19 protein-coding genes are annotated in these 21,004 nt (G+C 56.2%); 11 read left to right on the top strand and 8 right to left on the bottom strand.

Going from position 1 to position 21,004, the window contains the following annotated elements:
• Positions 1-5 precede the first annotated feature (5 nt).
• The 3 genes from JN414_RS10015 to JN414_RS10005 are packed head-to-tail and all read right to left on the bottom strand — an operon-like array spanning position 6 to position 2,409.
• On the bottom strand, positions 6-938 hold the full coding sequence (locus JN414_RS10015; RefSeq protein ID WP_202207734.1) for a 2-hydroxyacid dehydrogenase: 933 nt from the start codon (positions 936-938) through the stop codon (positions 6-8).
• A gap of 17 nt (positions 939-955) precedes the next feature.
• A complete protein-coding gene (locus tag JN414_RS10010) occupies positions 956-1,447 on the bottom strand; it encodes a low molecular weight protein-tyrosine-phosphatase (protein WP_202207733.1) in 492 nt (163 codons plus the stop codon).
• Positions 1,429-2,409: an AEC family transporter gene (locus tag JN414_RS10005; protein ID WP_202207732.1), complete on the bottom strand. Its 981-nt coding sequence runs from the start codon at positions 2,407-2,409 to the stop codon at positions 1,429-1,431. The genes JN414_RS10010 and JN414_RS10005 overlap by 19 nt, the downstream gene beginning before the upstream one ends.
• A gap of 160 nt (positions 2,410-2,569) precedes the next feature.
• On the opposite strand from JN414_RS10005, the gene JN414_RS10000 reads away from it, so the two are divergent.
• The 6 genes from JN414_RS10000 (at position 2,570) to holA (ending at position 10,941) form a co-directional block, all read left to right on the top strand.
• Complete coding sequence (locus JN414_RS10000; protein ID WP_202207731.1) at positions 2,570-2,881, top strand: hypothetical protein; 312 nt, start codon at positions 2,570-2,572, stop codon at positions 2,879-2,881.
• Between the two features lie 1,000 nt (positions 2,882-3,881).
• Complete coding sequence (locus JN414_RS09995; protein WP_202207730.1) at positions 3,882-6,020, top strand: hypothetical protein; 2,139 nt, start codon at positions 3,882-3,884, stop codon at positions 6,018-6,020.
• A 74-nt stretch (positions 6,021-6,094) separates the two neighbouring features.
• Positions 6,095-6,676 (top strand): DUF3576 domain-containing protein, encoded by a 582-nt coding sequence (locus JN414_RS09990; protein WP_202207808.1) that lies wholly within the window; start codon positions 6,095-6,097, stop codon positions 6,674-6,676.
• 7 nt (positions 6,677-6,683) lie between these two features.
• Complete coding sequence (gene leuS / locus JN414_RS09985) at positions 6,684-9,281, top strand: leucine--tRNA ligase (protein ID WP_202207729.1); 2,598 nt, start codon at positions 6,684-6,686, stop codon at positions 9,279-9,281.
• Between the two features lie 2 nt (positions 9,282-9,283).
• Entirely contained in the window at positions 9,284-9,940 is a 657-nt protein-coding gene (locus JN414_RS09980; RefSeq protein ID WP_202207728.1) for a hypothetical protein, read from the top strand.
• Positions 9,940-10,941, top strand: coding sequence for a DNA polymerase III subunit delta (gene holA, locus JN414_RS09975; RefSeq protein WP_202207727.1), 1,002 nt, complete (start codon positions 9,940-9,942; stop codon positions 10,939-10,941). The genes JN414_RS09980 and holA overlap by 1 nt, the downstream gene beginning before the upstream one ends.
• Before the next feature lie 89 nt (positions 10,942-11,030).
• Here the strand turns inward: holA and JN414_RS09970 are convergent, their stop codons facing one another.
• A complete protein-coding gene (locus tag JN414_RS09970) occupies positions 11,031-13,511 on the bottom strand; it encodes a TonB-dependent siderophore receptor (RefSeq protein WP_202207726.1) in 2,481 nt (826 codons plus the stop codon).
• A 173-nt stretch (positions 13,512-13,684) separates the two neighbouring features.
• Between JN414_RS09970 and JN414_RS09965 the strand changes: the two genes are divergently transcribed.
• Complete coding sequence (locus JN414_RS09965; protein ID WP_202207725.1) at positions 13,685-14,902, top strand: SMP-30/gluconolactonase/LRE family protein; 1,218 nt, start codon at positions 13,685-13,687, stop codon at positions 14,900-14,902.
• Between the two features lie 59 nt (positions 14,903-14,961).
• On the opposite strand, the gene JN414_RS09960 is transcribed toward JN414_RS09965, so the two are convergent.
• From JN414_RS09960 to minC, 4 genes are all read right to left on the bottom strand, one after another.
• Complete coding sequence (locus JN414_RS09960) at positions 14,962-15,324, bottom strand: YidB family protein (RefSeq protein WP_202207724.1); 363 nt, start codon at positions 15,322-15,324, stop codon at positions 14,962-14,964.
• An 82-nt stretch (positions 15,325-15,406) separates the two neighbouring features.
• Positions 15,407-15,691 carry a cell division topological specificity factor MinE gene (minE, locus tag JN414_RS09955; protein ID WP_202207723.1) on the bottom strand — a complete coding sequence of 95 codons (285 nt, stop codon included), beginning with the start codon at positions 15,689-15,691 and terminating at the stop codon, positions 15,407-15,409.
• Positions 15,688-16,506 (bottom strand): septum site-determining protein MinD, encoded by an 819-nt coding sequence (minD, locus tag JN414_RS09950; protein ID WP_046901161.1) that lies wholly within the window; start codon positions 16,504-16,506, stop codon positions 15,688-15,690. The genes minE and minD overlap by 4 nt, the downstream gene beginning before the upstream one ends.
• A 157-nt stretch (positions 16,507-16,663) precedes the next feature.
• On the bottom strand, positions 16,664-17,401 hold the full coding sequence (gene minC, locus JN414_RS09945) for a septum site-determining protein MinC (protein WP_064275066.1): 738 nt from the start codon (positions 17,399-17,401) through the stop codon (positions 16,664-16,666).
• 79 nt (positions 17,402-17,480) lie between these two features.
• Between minC and JN414_RS09940 the strand changes: the two genes are divergently transcribed.
• From JN414_RS09940 to JN414_RS09925, 4 genes are all read left to right on the top strand, one after another.
• The gene (locus tag JN414_RS09940; RefSeq protein WP_202207722.1) at positions 17,481-18,149 is read left to right on the top strand and encodes a glutathione S-transferase family protein; all 669 of its coding nucleotides are present in this window, start codon (positions 17,481-17,483) and stop codon (positions 18,147-18,149) included.
• Positions 18,130-19,338 carry an NAD(P)/FAD-dependent oxidoreductase gene (locus tag JN414_RS09935; protein ID WP_202207807.1) on the top strand — a complete coding sequence of 403 codons (1,209 nt, stop codon included), beginning with the start codon at positions 18,130-18,132 and terminating at the stop codon, positions 19,336-19,338. Before JN414_RS09940 ends, JN414_RS09935 begins: the two co-directional genes overlap by 20 nt.
• Before the next feature lie 97 nt (positions 19,339-19,435).
• Positions 19,436-19,687: a hypothetical protein gene (locus JN414_RS09930; protein ID WP_237389968.1), complete on the top strand. Its 252-nt coding sequence runs from the start codon at positions 19,436-19,438 to the stop codon at positions 19,685-19,687.
• A gap of 46 nt (positions 19,688-19,733) precedes the next feature.
• Entirely contained in the window at positions 19,734-20,960 is a 1,227-nt protein-coding gene (locus JN414_RS09925; RefSeq protein WP_202207720.1) for a DNA recombination protein RmuC, read from the top strand.
• Positions 20,961-21,004 lie beyond the last annotated feature (44 nt).

Here is a 21,004-nt window from a genome sequence, read left to right as displayed (position 1 = left end):
GCTTTTTACAGGATTGGTGTCAGCAAGGGTTTTCCGTCAAAGTGCGCGATGAGATTATCTACCATCAGGTTGCCCATGATGGTCCGTGTTTCTACGGTTGCTGAGGCCTGGTGAGCTTGTAGGACCGTATTGTCCAGCTTGAAAAATGCTGGATTGATATTTGGTTCATTCTGGAACACGTCCAGTCCGGCGCCTGCAATTCGCTTTTCTTGCAAAGCTGAAAGCAAAGCCGCCTCATCGACAACCGATCCGCGAGCAATGTTGATCAGGACGCCGTCTGGCCCGAGAGCGTCAAGAATTTCCGCGTCAACCATATTGGCTGAGCGAGGGCCTCCCGAGACTGCCAGAACGAGAATATCGCTCCATTCAGCCAGTTTCTTCAGATCACTTTCGAAACGTACGGCGCTTTCAGGACGAGGCTTCGAATTGAAATAGGCCAGTTCCATACCGAATGCGGCTGCACGGTGGGCGATGGCTTGCCCGATCTGACCAAAACCTGCGATGCCCATCCGTTTTCCGGTCACGCTTCGGGAAAGTGGGAGGGAGTTTTTGGACCACTCACCAGAGCGAACAAAGCGGTCATTCAAGACCGTATCGCGCATCACGGAAAGGGTCAGAACAATGGCCATGTCTGCAACGTCATCGGTGAGCGTGCCAAGCGTTGTGGCAACACCAATTTTGCGACGGCGTGCTTCTTCAAGATCGATCTGATCTGTGCCAACGCCATTGACAGCGATGACTTCCAGCGCGGGGAGTGCGTCCATGATGGGGCGTGGAAGTCCTGAACCTCCCCCTGTAGCAACTCCCCGGATTTTATCTGCGAGTGGCTTGAGCTGATCGAGATCACTATATTTGTGCAGGTTAAAATGCTCTGCAAGTCGCGCCACGATCCCGGCTGGGAATGGGTCGATCATGAGCAGGTCAGGTTTGGAAGACAAGGCAGTTCTCCTGTTGATCAGTGACGGGAGGGGAGGGCGTCGAGCTCTTTGTCCGCAAGGGCGCGGCATGCTTGTTCAACGTCGTTCCATGTGACTGTAAAGCCGCTCTCTGGGCCATAATAAGGGTCATCGACGTCTTCACCCTCTCGGCCAGGAATGTGGTCAAGCATAAGGGAAAGGCGTGCTCTGCTATCCGCAGGCTGTATATTTTGCAGGTGGGTCAGGTGTGAGTGATCGAGAGCAATGATGTGGTCAAAGCGGTAGAAGTCATCTTCGCAGACCAAGCGTGATCTGAGTGCCGAAGCATCCAGGCCATGTCGACTTGCCACCTTGCAGGCTCTCGGATCAGGGGGATACCCGAGGTGCCAATGGCCGATTGCTGCAGAATCAATATCGAGTTCAAGCTGTCGCCTTGCAGCCTCTCGGCGCATGGCGAGTTCAGCGAGTGGAGAACGGCAGATATTGCCTGTGCAGACAAACAGAAAGCTACTTAAGCGCCGGTTAACCATATAAAAAATGCCATTGTTGCAATGGAGGTGAGTGTTCCGAAAAACAGGACGGAAGCGATTTCGCGTTCCAGAACGTGATACCGCATTGCCAGAATAACGTTGATGGAGGCACTTGGGATCGCCATCGTCAACACACTTTCCTGAAGGGCCTGCGGCGGAAGGTGCCATGCGCGTGCCAGAGCATAGATTATGCTTGGAATGACAATGTTGCGGATCCCCACAATTGTGCCCACCAGAGGACTGAAACGGACCTGTCGCGTAAATAACACCACGCCGGATGCGAACAGGGCCGCTCCTCCGGTCGTGTGGCCAAGCAGAAGAAAAGATCCCTTCAGAAAGACGGGAAGGAAAGCGCCAGCGCTGACCAAAACAAGAGCTAACAAGGGCACCCAGACCACGGGTTCGCGGCATGAATGAAGAAGGTGTCCTACCAGCTCTCTGAATTCGTTACGTGTTTCCGTGGCAGTATCGCGAGCCGGTTGATTGCCGTGGTCGTGACCCATCAGAATAAGGGTGATGGGCAACTGGATCAGATTCATGGCCAGGGCGGCGATAGAAATCGGTACACCGCTGGCGGCCCCGAAAATCTGCCCCAAGACGGGAATACCAATAAACGGGACCGAAGGCCCGGTGATTGTCATGGCAATAATTGCGGCTTCGCTCAGTCGGCGCTTCAGTGCAAAACGGAACACGCTGAAAACGGCGGCATATCCGCCCACCATAGCCAAAAGTATGAGCGCCGCTACCGGGCCAGCAGATAGCACCTGTGCTTTGGGTGTGCTCAGAATGGAGACGAAGAGTTCGAGCGGAAGGGCATAGAGCATGACCAGTCGCGTCAGAACGCCTGCCTGCTGGGCATCGAAATCTTTACGGTATGCGGCGAAATAGCCGAAGCCCAGTGTGACCAGAATGGGCAAAATAGCCTGGATGATCGTGAGCAGCAGGTTGGGCGAAGAGGTCATGAGATGCTCATAAAAAGTCTGATGTTCCAGGTGGCGCTACCCTCTTTCGTAATGACATCGTTATCATCCGTCCATCCCCGGCTCTGGAAGCGATTGACCGAAGGAAGAGGGTGATGTCTTTGTAGGATGCTTCTAATTCAATTCATGCCCTGGGCGACCCATGCAATCCATTTTTGACACCTTGCTCAGTTTCATCCTGATGCTGCTGGGCTTCATCGTTGCGGCTGTAGCCTTTGTGGAGGTTTCCGCACGTGCCGTGCTGAGTAGTATCGGAGTACATGGGCAGTTTCAGACAGTCCTTTTATTCTGCCTGTTGTGTGCTCTGATTGTTTTGGCATTTCGCATTTTTGGACGGTTACTGGCGGTGCTTCTGACAGCGGCTATCGTCGTATATTTATTGCATGCGCTTCTTGGTATTCCTCACAACATTCCCGTCAGGGGCACGGCGCAGGATAAGGCAATTACGCTGTGAAGTTGTGGTGTCCGCGAGAGGATTCGAACCTCCGGCCCCAGGATTCATACCACTTCGACTTTCGCCGCCACACTCATAGCTGAGCATGTTCGTGGTCTGGACTGTCTCTTCACCACGACCCCGCGAGAGGAGCCAAGGTGTCACCCGTACAGTCTCTACACCTTCTTTCCGCTAAGGGCGGAAAGCTTGGCTCGGGATTGGCACGGCTCAAGTAAGCCAGAGCGTTCCCCGAATTTGAGTGAATCCACCATGAAGTTTCCTGTCATGGCGCCCAATTCAGACTTTAGGAATCCTGTGCTCTATCCTGCTGAGCTACGCGGACACACGTGCAGTTTGTTATCCCAAGATGCCTGCGGCTGCAAGCTGGGCTCTTGGAGGTATATAAATTGAAAACTTGTGTTAATATATTAAAAACGTTATATGATATCAGTGGGATGCACTCATTGCGTGCGCTGCAATATAATTACTAAATTAACATAAAAACGTAATTTATATTTCTGTTTATGGGGGTTCTGGCATATTTATGTATTCAAATTGGACTTCGAAAATGGAAGAAGATTCTTGCACTTTCGTTTTGTCTGTGGTTCCAGTCATCCCTATCTAGGAAGTTTCTTGATATCAAACTTTCAGAAGTGTCTGTGTCAAAAACTGTCTTTGGTGGTGCGCCATACTCGTGGCTTACCCTCAGGGTAGGCGGAGACTAGTGCGTAAATAGGTGGAATATTTTTCACGTCGGAAGATGTGTGGAAAAGTTCGACCTTTGAAATAGATCTTTCCACAGGGATTTTAAAAATCTTTTGCTGGAAAGGTGGTTGCTGGACATCATCAGCACCTGGGTAGGGAGGATGGCAATGCCACAACCTGTTCCTACAGCGAGCGTTTTGAAGCGCCTGTTTCAGGTCTGTCAGGGTTGAGAGTTGCTTGCCATGGTTTCGTATCGAATATCTGATCAAGATAATCTTCGTCTTTTTCATGCATTTCGGTCTGACTGCGGGTATTGATGGGTATGACTAAGATGCTTTCAAGTTCAGTGCGACAGGCCCGTGAAGCAGACCCGACACTTTTACGCCTCAAGCTGATTGGGCAAATGGAAGCACGGACCCTGACAGGGGAGAGTGTTCTTCCTGTCGGGGGTAAAACACGCGCGCTTTTGGCCATTCTGGCTCTCTCTGACAGGAAGCCCGTCCTTCGTTCTCGGCTGGCTGAATTGCTCTGGAGTCGTCGGCCAGAAGATATGGCTCGTGCGTCGTTGCGGCAGGAAATTCATCGTCTTCTTGATGCTCTAAGCCCGCTTGGCGTCGAAATCATAGACGTACAGCGGCATTCTCTCATGCTTAAGCCTGCCCTGACTTCTGTCGATGCAGAACGTATTCTGACGGCGAGCGTAAGAACCATTGATAGCATCCCGGCTCCTGAGGAAGTGCTGCTTGGGGAGTTGAGTGGCATTGATGTGGCCCTGGATGAGTGGCTGAACCAGCAACGCGCCCGGCTGTCGCATCATCTACTGGGGCTTTATGAAAGCTGCCTGCGTGAGTTGACTGACCCGGAGCAGGTTGATGACGTTACTGACCGTCTTCTGAAAGTTGATTCTCTGAATGAGGCTGCATGGCGCGCTAAAATTCAGAGCGCCCTCCGTCGCGGTGAGCAGGCAAGGGCCGTACTTTTGGCGGAGCAGGCTGTACGGGCTTTCGGGCAGGAAGAAGGGCATGTGGCAGGCCCTGTTACTCAGGCACTGATTTCGAGTGTTCTGAAGGCGGCGGGGCTTGAGCCAAGTCTTACGACCGCTGGAATTGCAGAACTGGAGAGTACGTCTGTACTGTTTCCGGGGAGCGACGAAAATCTTCTCGGCGCTGCTGGCGCACAACGCACCGATCCAATGCTGGCATTGCCTCTGCATCTTTCGCAAATGGCGGCTGGGCAGTCTCGAAAGATCTCGTTGCTGGTCCTTTCGCCCTTTGCCGCTGACGGGTTGAAAGATGCTGAGTTAAAATGTGCGACCAGCCTTAGTGATCAGTTTGAGTTGCTGTTCGTGCATGTCGATACATTTGACATCGTTGCAAAGCCTGAAGGGTTCGTGCCTGATCCTGCTAATCCGATGGCATCGTATCGGGGGCTCGGGGCTGATTACGTTGTCACGGGGGCTGTCCGTTCAGGGGCTTCGGATAATACCTTCCGGCTTATCCTGAAGGTTCTGGACGTTCGGGCGGGCGGATTTATTGTCTGGGGTACGTACTACGATCTGCCTGATCTGGACCCGATGTCAGTCAGTAACGGGCTGATCGGCCCGGCGACAGCAATGCAATGGGGTCTTCTTCTTGCCGAGGGGCGCCGTACAGCGAACCGGGCTGACACGGAGCTTTCGGCTCTGGGTAAAGCCACTCGGGTCTTCATGTTGCTATTGAAGCGGGACAATGCCCTGTTTCCCAGGATTAGGCAGCTTCTGGATGCTGCCGGACTGGAAGACCCCCGGGAAGGCACTGTAGCGGTCATGCAGGTGCTTTACTGCCTGATCCGCTACGAAAATGATTGGAGTGCTGAAGGTACAGCTCTGCTCGCAAATGGTATCAAGTTTGCGCGGTTGCTGGTTAATCTCAAGCCAGATGCGCCTGGTATGGCTATCCTTTTGTCAGCGTTTCTCATGCATGATCCGGCATCCGTGCCTTTGGCACGGTCAATCGTGCGGATGTGTGAAAAGTCCATGGCGGGGCCTTCCGGGACACATAATCTGCACGATGTGCTGCTCTGTCGCGTCCTGCTGCATGTTCTGGACGGAGATCTGGAGGGTGCAGCTGCGATCGCTGGAAAACTGCGTCATAATCCGTATCATTCTCCGCTTTCCACATTGATCAGACCATTTTTCATGATGATCATGATGTTGGGTGGAGAGAGGCAGGACGTCATTGAAATGGGGCGCCTGATGGCAGGACTGCACCCCAATTATTCAAGTGCGTTGGTCTATTATCTGGCGGCTTTGGTGCTGGAGGGCGAAAGTGCTGAGGAGATCCAGCAGGTTCGCGAGCACTTGCACCGGTTGGTCCCCGACCTGACGATTGAGAAGATTTTGAGCCGTTTCCCGTATCTGAATGCCACTAAAAAGGCAGAGCTTCAGCAGGCTTTCAGCTCGACAGGTCTTTTATAAACCGCTCATGTGCGGGTAGGGCGCTTGGCCTTACCCGGTGAGCGCGATATGAACACGGAATTGATGTTGCCCGGATTCAGGTTTCGCCAGTCTGTCTCCATGCCCGTGACGGCCCTGGCCCGGCCCGCAGGACCACCATGATGTCTCGTATGCAGATGATTGTTTCCAGCTCTTCCCGTCGTTCCGCGCTCCGGACGGCCCTAGGCATTCTTGCCGTCGGTACAGTTGCAGCCTGTGGCGGCGCTCGTGATCCCAGTAGCCTTACCGCTCCCCGTAATCATCTGCTTGGCGTTGATCGCGGTGCAGAGGGTGGTGCGGACCAGCTCAAGGGCGGCGTTAATGCCTATCTGTGGCGTGGTGCGATTGATACGCTCTCGTTCATGCCATTGGCTTCGGCTGATGCTGTTGGTGGGGTCATTCTAACGGATTGGTATCAGCCGCCATCCAGCAAGGATGAGCGTTTCAAGATTGCTGCGTATGTACTCGACCGCCGGATGCGCTCTGACGCGCTTCGTGTCTCGGTATTTCGGCAGGTGTTCCAGGATGGTGAATGGCAGGATACCCCCGTCTCAGCCACGACCACATCTGACATTACGACCCGCATCCTGACCCGCGCCCGCCAGTTGCGCGCAGAAAACGGCGAACAGGGTAACTGAGTTAGACATGAGCGACACGACACATACGGCTTTCGATTTTCAGTCCCGGGAGCCGTTCTGGCAGGCAGAGTGGAAGCAGCGAAATGTATTTGCTGTTCCAGATGTGCCTCCGGCTGACCGGCCAAAATACTACGTGCTGGAAATGTTTCCGTACCCATCCGGCCAGCTACACGTGGGTCACGTACGGAATTACACACTTGGAGACGTCGTAGCGCGTTACAAGCGGGCACGAGGGTTTTCGGTGCTTCATCCCATGGGATGGGACGCTTTTGGACTGCCCGCTGAGAATGCAGCGCGGGAACGCAATGTGCATCCTGGTAAGTGGACGATGGAAAACATCGCCACAATGCGCGGCACGCTGCAACGTCTCGGCTTTTCCTTGGACTGGGACCGTGAAATCGCGACCTGCCTTCCGGAATATTACGGCAAGCAGCAGAAACTGTTTCTGGATATGCTCGCCGGTGGTCTGGTTGAGCGCCGGGATTCGTCTGTAAACTGGGACCCGGTCGATGAGACGGTTCTGGCCAATGAGCAGGTTGTCGAGGGACGCGGATGGCGGTCCGGAGCGCTGATTGAGAAGAAAGTTCTTTCTCAGTGGTTCCTGAAAATCACCAAATTTGCTCAGCCGCTGCTTGATACGCTGGGGCAGTTGGATCGCTGGCCGGAACGCGTGCGGACGATGCAGGAGCGCTGGATTGGGCGTTCAGAAGGTGCGCGTGTCCGTTTCGCTCTTCATAGCCCGCCGTCGGGCTTCGACATTGAGCTGGATGGTATCGAAGTCTTCACGACGAGGCCGGATACGCTGTTCGGATTGAGCTTCGTTGGTATTGCCGCGGATCATCCGCTGGCAGCCAAGGTCGCCCGGACCAATCCTGCTGCGGCTGAATTTATTGAAGAATGCCGTCGTCTTGGGACATCCGAAGAGGTGATTGAGGCCGCTGAAAAGCGTGGCTTCGATACGGGTCTTCGCGTCAGTAATCCTTTGAATCCAGATCAGACGGCGCCCGTCTGGATCGCCAATTTCGTGTTGATGGATTATGGCACGGGGGCAGTGTTTGGGTGCCCGTGTGGCGACCAGCGCGATCTCGATTTTGCTCATAAATATGATCTGGCTGTGCCGCAGGTTCTGCTTCCCGCTGGGGAAGATGCGGAGACATTCCGCGTTGGCCGGAAGGCAGTCTCGGGCGAAGCTACGCTCTACAATTCGGGATTTCTGGACGGTCTGGCTGTTGCAGTCGCCAAAAAAACAGTCATCGAGCGTCTCGAAGGCATGGGCGTTGGGCATGGCGTCGTAAACTGGCGTCTGCGGGACTGGGGAATTTCCCGTCAGCGCTACTGGGGCTGCCCGATCCCCATTATTCACTGTGAGAAGTGTGGTGCAGTTCCGGTTCCGGATGATCAGCTGCCAGTTGTCCTGCCAGAAGATGTGACATTTGATCGGCCGGGCAATCCGCTGGATCATCATCCGACCTGGAAGCACGTTTCCTGCCCAAGCTGCGGGTCTGCCGCCACGCGTGAGACAGACACGTTTGACACGTTTGTGGACAGTTCCTGGTACTTTGCCCGCTTTACCAGCCCGCACGCGTCGACGCCGACCGTGCCGGCTGCGGCTGATGGCTGGCTGCCCGTCGATCAGTATATCGGCGGAATTGAACATGCGATCCTCCATCTGCTCTATGCGCGCTTCTTTACCCGCGCCATGCATGAGACGGGTCATTTGGGTCTGGATGAGCCGTTTGACGGCCTCTTCACTCAGGGCATGGTCACGCACGAAAGCTACAAGGACGGGGCAAACTGGCTCTATCCGGAAGAAGTCGAGCGTCGCGGTGATGTGGTTGTCCGACGCGACACGGGAACGCCCATTCAGGTTGGACGCTTTGAAAAGATGTCCAAATCCAAGCGCAATACGGTCTCTCCGGTAGAGATTATTGAGCGTTTTGGTGCTGATACAGCGCGGTGGTTTGTTCTGTCTGACAGTCCGCCAGAGCGTGACATGGAGTGGACAGCGTCTGGCGTGGCTGCTGCGGCCCGGTTCGGGCAGCGTCTGCATCGTCTGGTTTCGGCTGTGGCTGCGGCTGATCCGATTGACAGTGTGCATAGCCCGGCTGGAGATGATCTGCGCCGTGCTACCCATCGGGCGATTGCAGCGGTCACAGAAGCTTTGGAAGCGTTCACGCCGAACGTCGCAGTGGCTCGATTGCATGAGCTAACCTCCGCTCTGGCAGAGGCGCAGGGCAAAGAAGGGGCTGGTTTTGCTGCCGCACGACGGGAAGCTGCCTCCGCGCTGTGCCTGCTGTCTGCGCCAATGATGCCGCATCTTGCTGAAGACATGATGGCGGTTCTCGAACCTGGTGGTGAACTCGTTGTGGATCGGGCATGGCCTGAGGCGCAGGATGAGTGGCTTGCAGTTCAAAGCGTCACGATCGGTGTGCAGGTGCTTGGCAAGTTGCGTGGAACGATCCAGGTGCCGCCTGATGCACCAAAGGATGACGTTCTTGCTGCGGCTAAGGCTGAGCCTAATGTTGCCCGCGCCCTTGAGGGTAAGCGTCTGGTGAAGGAAATCCACGTTCCCAACCGGATCGTCAATTTTGTGGTAGCAGGCTGATCGTGAAACATCGCAGTTCCCTGACTCTCTCTGCGTTCCTTCTGTTGGGAGGGTGTGGTTTCACCCCCCTCTACGGCAAGATGGACACGAAAACCGATATTTCGGCTGAACTCGCACAGGTTTACGTCGCGAATATTCCGGGAAGATATGGTCAGGAACTGCGGCTGGCCCTGCAAAAAAATCTTGCAGGCGCCGGTCCGGAAAATCCTCAGCGTTATACGCTGCGGGTCAACTCGGGCGCGAACAGTGAAGCCATTGATATTCACCAGGACAACACGGCTGGCCGTATCCGCGTTTCCGGTTCCGCGCACTGGCAGTTGTTCACAGTGGAGCAGTCTCCCCAGTTAATCACGCAGGGAGATGCAACGACACTGGACGGTTACAACGCCAGTTTCGAACAGTATTTTGCTCAGACGCTGAATGACGAAACGACCAAGGGGCGCGTTGCGGACACCCTGGCTCAGAGCCTTACGCAGCAGCTTGCTGTCTGGTTCCGCTCTCATAATATGCCGTCTAATGCGGCACCTGTTGATATGCCGCGGTATATCAATACGGATAGCATGCCGTCTGATAATGGATCGGCGACGGATCGTGTTGGCGTGGATGGCTTCCCAGCCTCTGCGACAGGACGTCTCTCTCAGGGCACCACAAGCAATTAATGAAAATTGAGGCCCGTAATATTGGCCGCGCCTTATCCGATGCCGGAACGTGGCGCGCCATTCTTCTTCATGGCGAAGACACGGGGCTAATACGGGAAAGAGCGGCTCAGGCCGTTCGGCTCGTTGCAGAGACGCTGGACGATCCATTTCGCGTCTCCCAACTCGATCGCGAGACGCATGATCGTCTTGAGGAAGAGGGCACTGCTCTTTCGTTGATCGGTGGTCGGCGTGTCGTGTGGGTTCGGAGCGGCACGGATGCTCTGACGCCCATGCTGACGCGTGCTCTGGAAGTTTCGACGGACACGCTGATCGTTATTGAGGCGCCCGGCCTTTCTTCAAGATCCACCTTGCGTGCATTCGCCGAGCGCCGGAAGGACGTGGCATCTATTGCCTGCTATCCCGAGGAAGGGCGGGCATTATCCCAGACGGTCACAGATGCACTGTCTCAGGCTGGAGTTTCTATCGATCGGGATGCGTTGACCTGGCTGATGGGGCGGCTTGGTGCAGATCGAAGCGGCGTTCGTGGAGAAATCGAGAAGCTTGTGCTCTATGCGGGCCCGAATGGACGGCTTGATCTGGATGCTGTTCAGGACTGCGTAGGCGATGCAGGGGGAAGCTCTTTGGAGGATGCAGTATTTGCTGCATTGTCCGGCCATCGGGCAGAAGCAGATCAGGCCCTGGAGCGCGCTTTGGCCGATGGGGCTAATCCCGTAGCTGTCGCGCGTGCGGTATTAAGCGTGCTGACGCGGCTTCAGAAAGTGGCACTTGCAGTGAAGGCTGGCCAAGGCCGCGCAGAAGCCATGAAAGCGCTCAAACCCCCGGTGTTTTTTAAACGGACAGCCGCCTTTAATCAGGCTCTTGATCGTTGGTCTCTGGCTGCGTTGAGCCGGGCGGCACGCGAAACGCAGACTTTTGAACTGGCCTGCAAGCACAGCGGGGCACCTGATCTGGCGCTTTGCCGACGTCATATCTCGGCGCTGTGTGGCATCTGGAAAGTCTGAGTTTCCAGCGTCTGCATTAAGTGGATGGGTTGTCAGTGTTGTGGTTATGGAAAACGGCGGAGTTGAGCTCCGCCGTTTTGCGTTCTGGCTTAGAAGCGCGCAGACACATCCAGATAATAATATCCGCCAGCAATACCGAGCTGGTTGGTGCTCATGTAATACTTGGGCGCACCAAGATAGCGGTTTTCCTTTGGCACGACGGAGGGGTACGCAGCAAAGATGTTGTTGCCGCCAATCGTCGCACTCCAGCGGGTGTTGATGTTGTAGGTTACAGACGCATTGGTGGTCCATTTAGGTGCATTCTGGAACTCACGATAGTTCGTTGTCGAGAACGCGTTCGGGCCAGTGTAATAGGTCAGGTTTGATGTCGTCTGGCCGTAGCGGATTTCATGAATGGCGACGGCCCATGTGTTGTTGGGCGAGTGCCAGCGACCGCCAAAGATAATCTTGGAGCGTGGATAGGCTGTCGTCAGATAGGCGAGAGTGGGGATGGTCAGCAGGTCTGCACCGCTGGTGGTTGTACCCTGGTGACGCAGGCGCGTCCGGTTCAGGTTGATGGCAACGTCCCAGTCCACATGACCGAAGCGGCCGAACTCGCTTGGGTAAGTTGCATTGATGTCCAGACCCTGTGTGCGGGTCGTGGCGACGTTCGCGAACCAGTAAGCTGACAACTGGCCAGCACCCCAGTTTTCGGAGCCTGACGGCAGTGGGAAGCCGTTTGCGTAGAGGGCCTTATACGCCTGTGAACCGTAGATCGTTCCGCCTGGCTGGATACGATCACGCAGATCAATTTGATAGGCGTCGACCGTGACGTGAAGCTTACGGATCGGCTCAACAATGATGCCGCCTTCGACGCTTGTGGCCTGCTCCGGCTTCATCTGTGAAGCGCCGTTAGCCAACGCGCCGGTGGAGTTGGCTGCAATCAGGCCGCGCGCTGCTGTTGGGGAAACGGCAAGCGCGGAGTAATGCTGCTGGGCCAGTGTCGGGGCATGGAAGCCACTGCTGAATGTTCCGCGAACAGCAAATCGCGGGCTGAAGTCGTAGCGTGTGGAGACTTTGCCGGTTTTGGCGTTTCCAACATCTGTATAGTGCTCGACGCGGCCCGCCAGATCGACCTGCCAGTTCTTCATCAAGTGGGTAGAGATATCGACGTATCCAGACGCGACATCACGGGACCAATTGCCGGCGTTGTAAGTTGTCGTCCCGGGAATGCCGTCAGCGCCTGTGCCCGCAATGCTGTCTGCGGAGCCGGTGCCCATGGAATAGGATTCATAGCGATACGCTGCGCCACCGGCGACGTTGATGCTATGAGGCCAGAAAGAGAAGTTGAACTTCCGGGACAGATCGAAACTGCTCGTCCACTGAGAGTTGTTATATCCCTGCGCATTGTAAAAGTTCGTAGGCGTCCGTCCGTCTGCTTTGTAAACGGCGCTGTTAATCGTGCTGAGAGCATCAAAGCGATCGAAGTCACGGCCATACACTGTGGAAAGATCCCAGTGCCAGCCAGCCAGCATACCTTTGAAACCAGCCGTCAGTTCGTAATCGTTCTCTTCCAGTCCCAGGATCGGCGAATAGCCATACGGGTATTTTGCGGCGTATCCGGGATAGGCGCTCAGGGTCGAGGGCAGGCGATAGTTCTGGTAGGATTCCGCATGCCGATGGGCATAGGTGGCACTGGCATAGGCCTGAACAGTCTCGGTGATGTCGTAACCTGCAGTGATGGCGACGCTCTCACGTGTCTGTTCGGGCTGGCTCAGCACCTGGTTGGTATACTGGTTGGTACGATTGTCTTTACCGGACCGGAACGCGTGGTCCTGATGCACGAAATCGCCGCCGATATGCACATAGCCGCGGTTATTCAGATTGAAGCCGCCATCCAGATATACGCCCTGCTGGAAGCCGTCACCTTCACTGGTGATCCCCGTGTTAGAGCGCATGCTCAGGCCGTGGTCCTGCTTCTTGGTGATGATGTTCACCACGCCAGCGATCGCGTCGGAGCCGTACTGGGCTGATGCGCCGTCACGCAGAACTTCGATGTGGTCGATCATGGACATGGGCAGCATGTCGATATCAACCGGGGTTGCGCCCTGAGACGGTCCCGGATCGGCATAAATGTTGGCTGTCGTATGACGGCGCTTTCCATCTACGAGCACAAGGGTTTCGTTAGGGTTCAGACCGCGCAGGGCAATCGTGTCCGTCAGGGCGCCAGCGTCGAAACCTGCTGTCGGGACTGTCAGGGACGGTAGCAACAGGGAGAGGGCGTCGCGAAGCGTCGGCTGACCTGTGGACGTGATCTGACGATTCGAGACGACGTCGATCGGGGAAATGGAATCCCGTGCTTTTTTGCCGAACTCACGCGTTCCCGTGACAATTACAGCTTCAGTGCCGCCGGAGACGTCTTTGGCGTGTGCGGGGGAAGCATTGCGGACTGCTTGGCTCTTGGTCTTCTTGTGATCGTTATCCGTTGTCGGGACGGCTGCGCATAGTCCTGCAACCGGCATCATGAGAGAGGAGCCAAGAAGTGTGGTACCAAGGAGGCCCAGATGTCGGGAAGAAAAGCGTACAGCCACGATTTAACGATCTCACGAGAGTGTATGGAGAATTCGACAATCTGGTGTCGTGTATCGTTTTGGTCAACGTAATTTCTTACAGTTTGATAACATTCCCGAAAATTGTGTCCTGGTGTTGCTTCATTCCCTCAGTTGGGGCGTTGCTGTTTGACTGACCACTTGGAGCTTGAACAGTGAAGCGTCGTCATTTTCTGCGCGCGGCTTCTGTCGCGCCCGCCTCTCTCGCTGCATCCTCTCTCGTGCCCCAATCAGCTTGGGCTGATGGAAATGAAGACCGGGGAACAGGCCCTTCCGGTGTATTCGAAGTGGTGGCCCAGTTTGATGGACCAGGGCCTTCGGGCGTCGTGGTTCTGCCAGATGGTCGCATATTCGTTGGTTTTCCACGGCATGCGGTTGACCATAAGGGGGCGACACTGGGTGAGCTTGTGAAGGGAAGGGTGGTTCCTTATCCTTCGGTCGAGGAAAGTATGCCCAGCAGCCGCTCGGCCGCGGATTGCCTTGTGTCCGTTCATGGCATGACGCTGGATGCAAAGGGCCGGATCTGGGCAATCGATGATGGCAAAAGAGCCGGTCACCCGCTAGCGCTTGGTGCCGCCAAGATCATTTGTATCGATCCACAGACCAGCACGATTGTTCACAGGATTATCCTGAAAGCGCCGGCACTTTTGCCGGACAGTCATATGAATGATCTGCGTGTGTCCTTGTCTCATGGAGCGCAAGGCACAGTGTTCGTGACGGATTCTTCATTCGGGACGAAGCCGGGACTTGTGGTGGTGGATGTCGCGACGGGGCAGGCGCGTCGTGTCCTGACGCAAAGCAAGGCCATTCTGGCGGAACAGGGCTTTCTGGCAATCGTGGAGGGCGAGCCCCGCCGATACATTCCCGGCAAGCCTCAGCTTGTTTCAGGTGGTGTGGATGGTATCGCCATCACAAAGGACGAGCAGCGTCTGTACTTCTCGCCTCTGACAAGTCGCCGTCTTTATAGCTTGCCTGTTGCTCTGCTCGCAGATGTCTCTTCGGATGATGCAAAGCTTGAGCCAGCAATCAGGGATGAAGGTGAGAAAGGGGTGGCTGATGGCCTCGACTTCGACCGGCATGATCGCCTTTACACGACCAACTACGAGCACGACTGTATCTTGCGACGTGATCCGGATGGCAGTTTCAAGATGATGCTCCGGGACCCGCGCGCTCTTTCGCCGGATGGCATTTTTGCATCCGACAATTATGTGTACTGCACGTTTGGTCAGTGGAACCGGCTGGCGTCTTTCAATGAAGGCAAAGACCGGCGCGTTCCGCCCTATCTGCTGGTCAGGTTCCCGATTGAAGAGCCGGAAGCCTACAATGCCCTGCCCGAGGGGGCGCCCGCCAAAGCCGGGACACCGGGGGATTAAAAACGAAAAAAGCCCTCGACCAGAGGACTGGATCGAGGGCTTTTTCGGGCTTGAGGCCTTCAGGCTGTCTGCTGCGGTGGCAGTTGGTCTTCTGTTGTGTGCTTGTCCACTGCGGCAGGAAGCAACTGGGCAATAGCCGGAAGAATGGTTGCTGCCGGAAGACCTGTCTTTGAGACAATCATCTGGATCTGCTCGTTCGTCAGCAGATTGCGGAGTTCATCCGTGGTGATGGGCAGGTTCTCGCCATTGCCAATCCAGGAATGGATCTTTTCATCAAGGCCTGCGCTCTTGGCCTGTGCGATGAGCATGTTCAGGCCTTCGCCTTTGAGCATGTCCCCAAAGCTACCGCCCAGCTTATCGCCGAGTTGGCCGCCGAGAGCGCCCATTGCCTGATTCACGATGTTACCGAAAAAGCCGCTCATGGCGCGTATTCCGTCTTTGACGCGGCCTGAACGCCGCTAGGAGAAAAAAGGGCCGAGCCAAAATGATCGGCCCGGCTTTAAATCAGGATGCTCGTTTTTTGTTGAGTTCCTGAGGAACTTCGACATCAATTTCGAGCATCGAACAGCCGCTGCCGCGGTCAAGCTTGATCTTGACCTTGTCCTGATCGACGGCGACGTGGCGTGCGATGACTTCCATGATTTCTTTGTGAAGCTGCTTGATTAGGTCTGACTCGCCTTCTTCACCTGCGCCACGTTCGTGGGCGAGAAGAATCTGGAGGCGATCCCGTGCGACAGCGCTACTGGACGTCTGCTGACGTTTTGCGAAGAGGTTTGCGAGGAAGCTCATGCCGCACCCTTCTTGCCAAGGAGCCAGTCAAAGAAGCCACGCTTCTCGACCGGGACTGAAACTTCAATCTTCTCACCAGCCAGACGACGTGCGGCTTCGAAATAGGCGCGCGCCGGGAGGCTTTCCGGAGAGGATAGGGTGACAGGAGCGCCAACGTTGGACGCCTTCAGAACATCATCGCTTTCCGGAACAATACCAACCAGCGGGATGGACAGGATTTCCAGAACGTCTTCAACGCTCAGCATTTCCTTGCGGGCAGCGCGGATCGGGTCATAACGCGTGATGAGAAGGTGCTTTTCAATCTTCTCGCCGCGTTCGGCCTTTTCGGTTTTGCTATCCAGCAAGCCGATAATGCGGTCTGAGTCACGTACGGAGCTGACTTCAGGGTTCGTCACGATGACCGCAGCGTCAGCATGGTACATGGCGAGTTGCGCACCGCGTTCAATGCCGGCCGGGCTGTCACAGATAACCCAGTCAAACTTCTCGCGAAGTTCTTCCATGACGCGGGCTACGCCTTCTGACGTCAGCGCGTCTTTGTCGCGCGTCTGGGAGGCCGGAAGAATGGACAGGGTTTCGCAGCGCTTATCGCGGATCAGAGCCTGGGACAGTCTTGCGTCGCCCTGCACCACGTTGATGAGGTCAAACACAACGCGACGTTCTGCACCCATCACCAGATCAAGGTTACGCAGGCCAACGTCAAAATCCACCACAACGACGTTCTGGCCGCTCTGCGCGAGTGCGGCGCCGAGAGCGGCGGTCGATGTCGTCTTGCCGACGCCACCTTTGCCTGAGGTGACAACCAGAACCTTGGCCATGAATACTCCAAAAACTGCTTCTGTGACGTAATGCCGCCCGTTGTGCGGAACCCGCGCCTGATGCCTTATCCTATGGGATAGTAAAGCCTTACGGCAACACGGGAATAAGGGCTGTTTCGTGGCATGAGGTCACTTTCTTGCAGTTCCCGCCTCCGGATCAGCGCGGAAGAGGCAAAACGCGGACCCGGTCCTCATCCAGAAGGACCTGTGCGGGCTGGCCAAAAATCGCAGCGTCAATGTCTTCCGTAACGGCGTAAAAGCCATCCAGAGCAAGGAGTTCGGCCTCCATTCTGGACGCAAAAATTCGCGCTTCAGACTTGCCGCCGACACCGGCAATCGCGCGCCCACGTAACGAACCGTAAACGTGGATAGAACCTGCTGCAACGATCTCGGCTCCTGATGAAACGGAGCCGATAATGATCACGTCGCCCTGCATGTGCTGGATGCACTGTCCTGAGCGGATGGCACCGTCGAGGATCAGCGTTTGACCGCCTGCGGGCGCCGCGACGGCTGTGGCATCTGCTGCGGCCCCTTGATCGGGAAGCTCCACTTCGCCGGAAGGGCGGCCGCCTTCGAAGGAAGCAGGCCAGTCCCACCCTGCGACAGCTGGCCATGAACGATCACCACCTTCAATGCTGATAACCCGCACCCCACGGCTGCGGATGTCTTCCAGAAGGGTTGGCAGGCCCGGTGTTTCCTCCGAGAGAAGTCCGAGGTCGAGAATCACTGGCTTTCCGCTGAAAAGGCCGCCCGAACGGACGACCTGCTGATCCAGGCCGGCCAGCCAGAGGTTCAGGGGAGCCTCCGGTGACAGGACCAGCGCCAGAAAAGAGCGGCCGCGGGCACGGATGCGCATCGGGGAGGAGGCGTGAGAAGCGGATGCGGTGTCTGACATCGGAAAATTCGTTGGCCCTGTATGGAAGCAATGACGGAGGCTCTTGTGAGCGCGTAATGGCTGACTTAGAACATGAAGAATGCGTATCCTGCATCACCTTCCACTCTCCCCGCAATGCCGTCTTGTTCGGCTTGTGCTTGGCGAGAAGAGACTGCCCTGTGAACTCGTGATCGAACGGGTGTGGGAACAGCGCGAGGAATTCCTCGCTCTGAACCCTGCTGGTGAGGTTCCGGTTCTTGTTGAAGAGAACGGGCTTGCCGTACCCGGCGCCCGCGTCATCTGCGAATATCTGGATGAAGCCTATCCGGATACACCCCTGCTTGGCCGTACGCTTGCCGAACGTGTCGAAGTCCGTCGATTGATGGACTGGTTTGAGACCCGTTTCGGGCAGGAAGTGACCCGCAACCTGTTGGGCGAGAAAGTTGACAAGCGGTTGTATGGCCGTGGTCACCCAGACGGAAACGCCCTGCGGGCCGGTTACGGCAACATGCGCTTCCATCTGGACTATATCGGCTGGCTGGCAGAAACGCGGTCCTGGCTTGCGGGGCCGTCCATTTCGATGGCTGACTTTGCTGCTGCTGCGCATCTCTCGGCGCTGGACTTCATTGGGGATGTGAACTGGGCAAAAGCGCCGGCCGCCAAGGACTGGTATGCTCGGGTGAAGTCTCGCCCGTGTTTCCGCGGCCTTCTGACTGACCGGATGAGTGGCATCACGCCGCCCGGTCATTATGCGAATCTGGATTTCTGAGCGGGAGCTGTCCGTGACATTTGATGTGGTGGTCCTTGGGGCTGGTGCGGCTGGCCTCATGACTGCTGCAACAGCGGGACGTGGTGGTGCGCGTGTACTGGTTCTGGATCATGGGTCCGAACCCGGACGCAAGATCCTGATTTCGGGCGGTGGACGCTGTAACTTCACGCATCTGGAGACGGGGCCGAACTGTTTCCTGTCCCAGAACAAGCATTTTGCGCGCTCGGCGCTGGCACGGTACACGCCGCGTGATTTCGTGAAGTTGGTGGATCGCTATCAGATTGCCTGGCACGAGAAGGCCAAGGGGCAGTTATTCTGCGATGGGTCTGCCCGTCAGATCGTGGATATGCTGGTGTCTGAATGTCAGGATGCTGGTTGTGAAGCGCGGATGGAGACCCGGATCACAGATGTCGAGGCCGATGCGGATGGCTTTGTCGTTCGCACGGATGCCGGGGATGTTCGAAGCCGTTCTGTGATTTTGGCAACCGGCGGTCTGTCTATTCCCAAGCTGGGCGCTACTGACCTTTCCCTTCGGATCGCACGATCCTTCGGTTTGAAGATTGTCCCGACCGCTCCCGCTTTGGTGCCGTTAGTCCTGGATGATGCTGACCCTTCTCTGGCGGGGGTGTCACTGGATGTCGTGACAACTTGCGGGAAAAAAGGGCCTCGCTTTGCCGACGGGATGGTTTTCACCCATCGTGGGCTGTCAGGCCCAGCCATCCTCCAGATTTCCTCTTATCTTGAGGCAGGCAGCACGGCTCATATTGACCTGATGCCGGGGCGAAATGCGTTGGAGGTTTTGCTGGCGATCAAGAAGGCACGGCCGCGCGCGCTTCCTCCCAGCCTGCTTGAAGCACTTCCTGCGCGTCTGGCGAAAGAACTGGCTGCCGGGCTTGGAGACGTCATGCTGGCCAATCAGCCGGACAAGAATATCAAAGCGCTCGCAGAACGTCTGTCCCGATGGGAGGTCCGTCCTTCTGGAACGGAAGGGTACGCGAAGGCCGAAGTTATGCGCGGAGGGATCGATACGAGCGGTCTTTCGTCCCAGACAATGGAAGTGCGGGACGTCCCGGGGCTGTATGCGATTGGTGAAGCAGTGGATGTCACGGGATGGCTCGGTGGCCACAATTTCCAGTGGGCCTGGTCCAGCGGTGTTGCTGCAGGGCAGGCTGCTGCTGCTCGTGTATAGGCTGGGGCGCCACAGGATTGCCATATCGGCATAGGATTCCCGCAACTGATGAGCGGAAGATCCGTTTTGCGCTCACATGAATTGTTTTGAGAGGGTCATGTTGATGTCTGGTTCTATTCGCCGTTCAGTCCTGCGTGCTGTTGCAGGCCTTTCATTCCTTGGATTGGGTGCATGCGTCGGAACGGCCGCGCCGGGCCCTGTTAACCCGTCAGCGCCGGTCGCCGGGTATGGCTATACCTGCAAGGCCGGGATCTACACCTGCAAGATGCCAACTCAGGTTCCTTTGGGCACCTCCTGTTCCTGCCCGGGACTGGGCGCTGCAAGCTACGGCAACATCCATCAGCCCTGAGGCTGCCAGGATTGGACATGAGCTTCTAAGGGGCTAGAACCGCGCCATGCAGGATGGGAGTTCCGGTATGGTGCAGTTCGTTCCATGGATTATTGCAGCAGCGGCTCTCGTGGTAGCTGCACTGGCATTATTGCGTGGGAATAGCGGGGAGGTCGCCCGCCTTCTGGACCGTGAAGCCGATGAGCGTGCGCGGGATGCGGACTATCAGCGGGCACACTTGGCCGAGGTTGAGCGTGTCCTGTCCGGTCGGATGGATGCTCTTCGGCTTGAAACCAGCGAAAAACTTGGTGATCTGGCGCGTCGTGTTGGGCAGGATCAGGCAGAAGGGCGTGTTCTGCTCTCTGATGCGTTGCGTGACATGGCACAAAGTCAGAACGAGCAGATCGAGCGGATCCGCCTGGCCGTAAATGAACAGTTGCACGGTGCTGTCGAAAAGCAGATGCAGACCAGCTTTCAACGCGTGGTTGAGCAGTTCAGTGCAATGCAGAAAGCTCTCGGTGAGGTCACAAGCGTTACAGCCCAGATCGGGGACCTCAAGCGTCTGTTCTCGAACGTCAAGACGCGCGGTGGCTGGGGCGAGGCACAGTGCCGGGCTATTCTGGACGATATTCTTCCGGAAGGGAGCTATGACACCAACTTCCGACTGGGAGACAGCGGAGAGTCGGTAGAGTTTGCCATTCGCATGCCTGTGAAAGGGCATGTCGCCCCTCGGCTGGCGATTGACAGCAAATTTCCCACGGAGGCTTACGAGCGTCTTTTGAATGCATCAGAGCTTTCGGATGCATCGGCTGAAAAGGCTGCAAGGCGCGAGCTTGAAACGGCGATCAAATTCGAGGCGCGCAAGATCGCGTCCAAGTATATTCGGCCACCTGTCACGGTCGAATTCGCCGTCCTGTATCTGCCGACGGACGGTCTTTATACCGAAATTGCCCGGATGCCTGGCGTTATTGATGAAATCGGGCGGTTGTATCGGGTGATTGTCATGGGACCGTCATTGCTACCTGCCATGCTGCGTACGGTTCATCTCGGTTATGTGACGCTCGCGCTGGAAGAGCGGACAGAAACCATTGCCAGGCTGTTAGGCGCGACACGGCAGGAAATGCTTCGGATGGATCAGGTTCTTGAACGGTTGCAGCGAAATGCCGGTACGATGGGAAACACGATCGAAGAGGCGCGCCGCCGGACCCGTGTTCTTGGGCGTCGCCTGAGATCACTGGATGGTATTGATAAAATGGATGAGGAGCAGGACGAGATTGATAGTCTGGAAGCTTAAGACTGATTTTAATTGGATGACAGGATATATTCCCGCATGTGACA

Origin of the sequence: Gluconobacter sp. Gdi (assembly GCF_014132155.1) — a bacterium.
Lineage (GTDB): Bacteria > Pseudomonadota > Alphaproteobacteria > Acetobacterales > Acetobacteraceae > Gluconobacter.
Note: the sequence above shows the minus strand (reverse complement) of the source record. Positions and strands in the feature narration are given on the sequence as shown.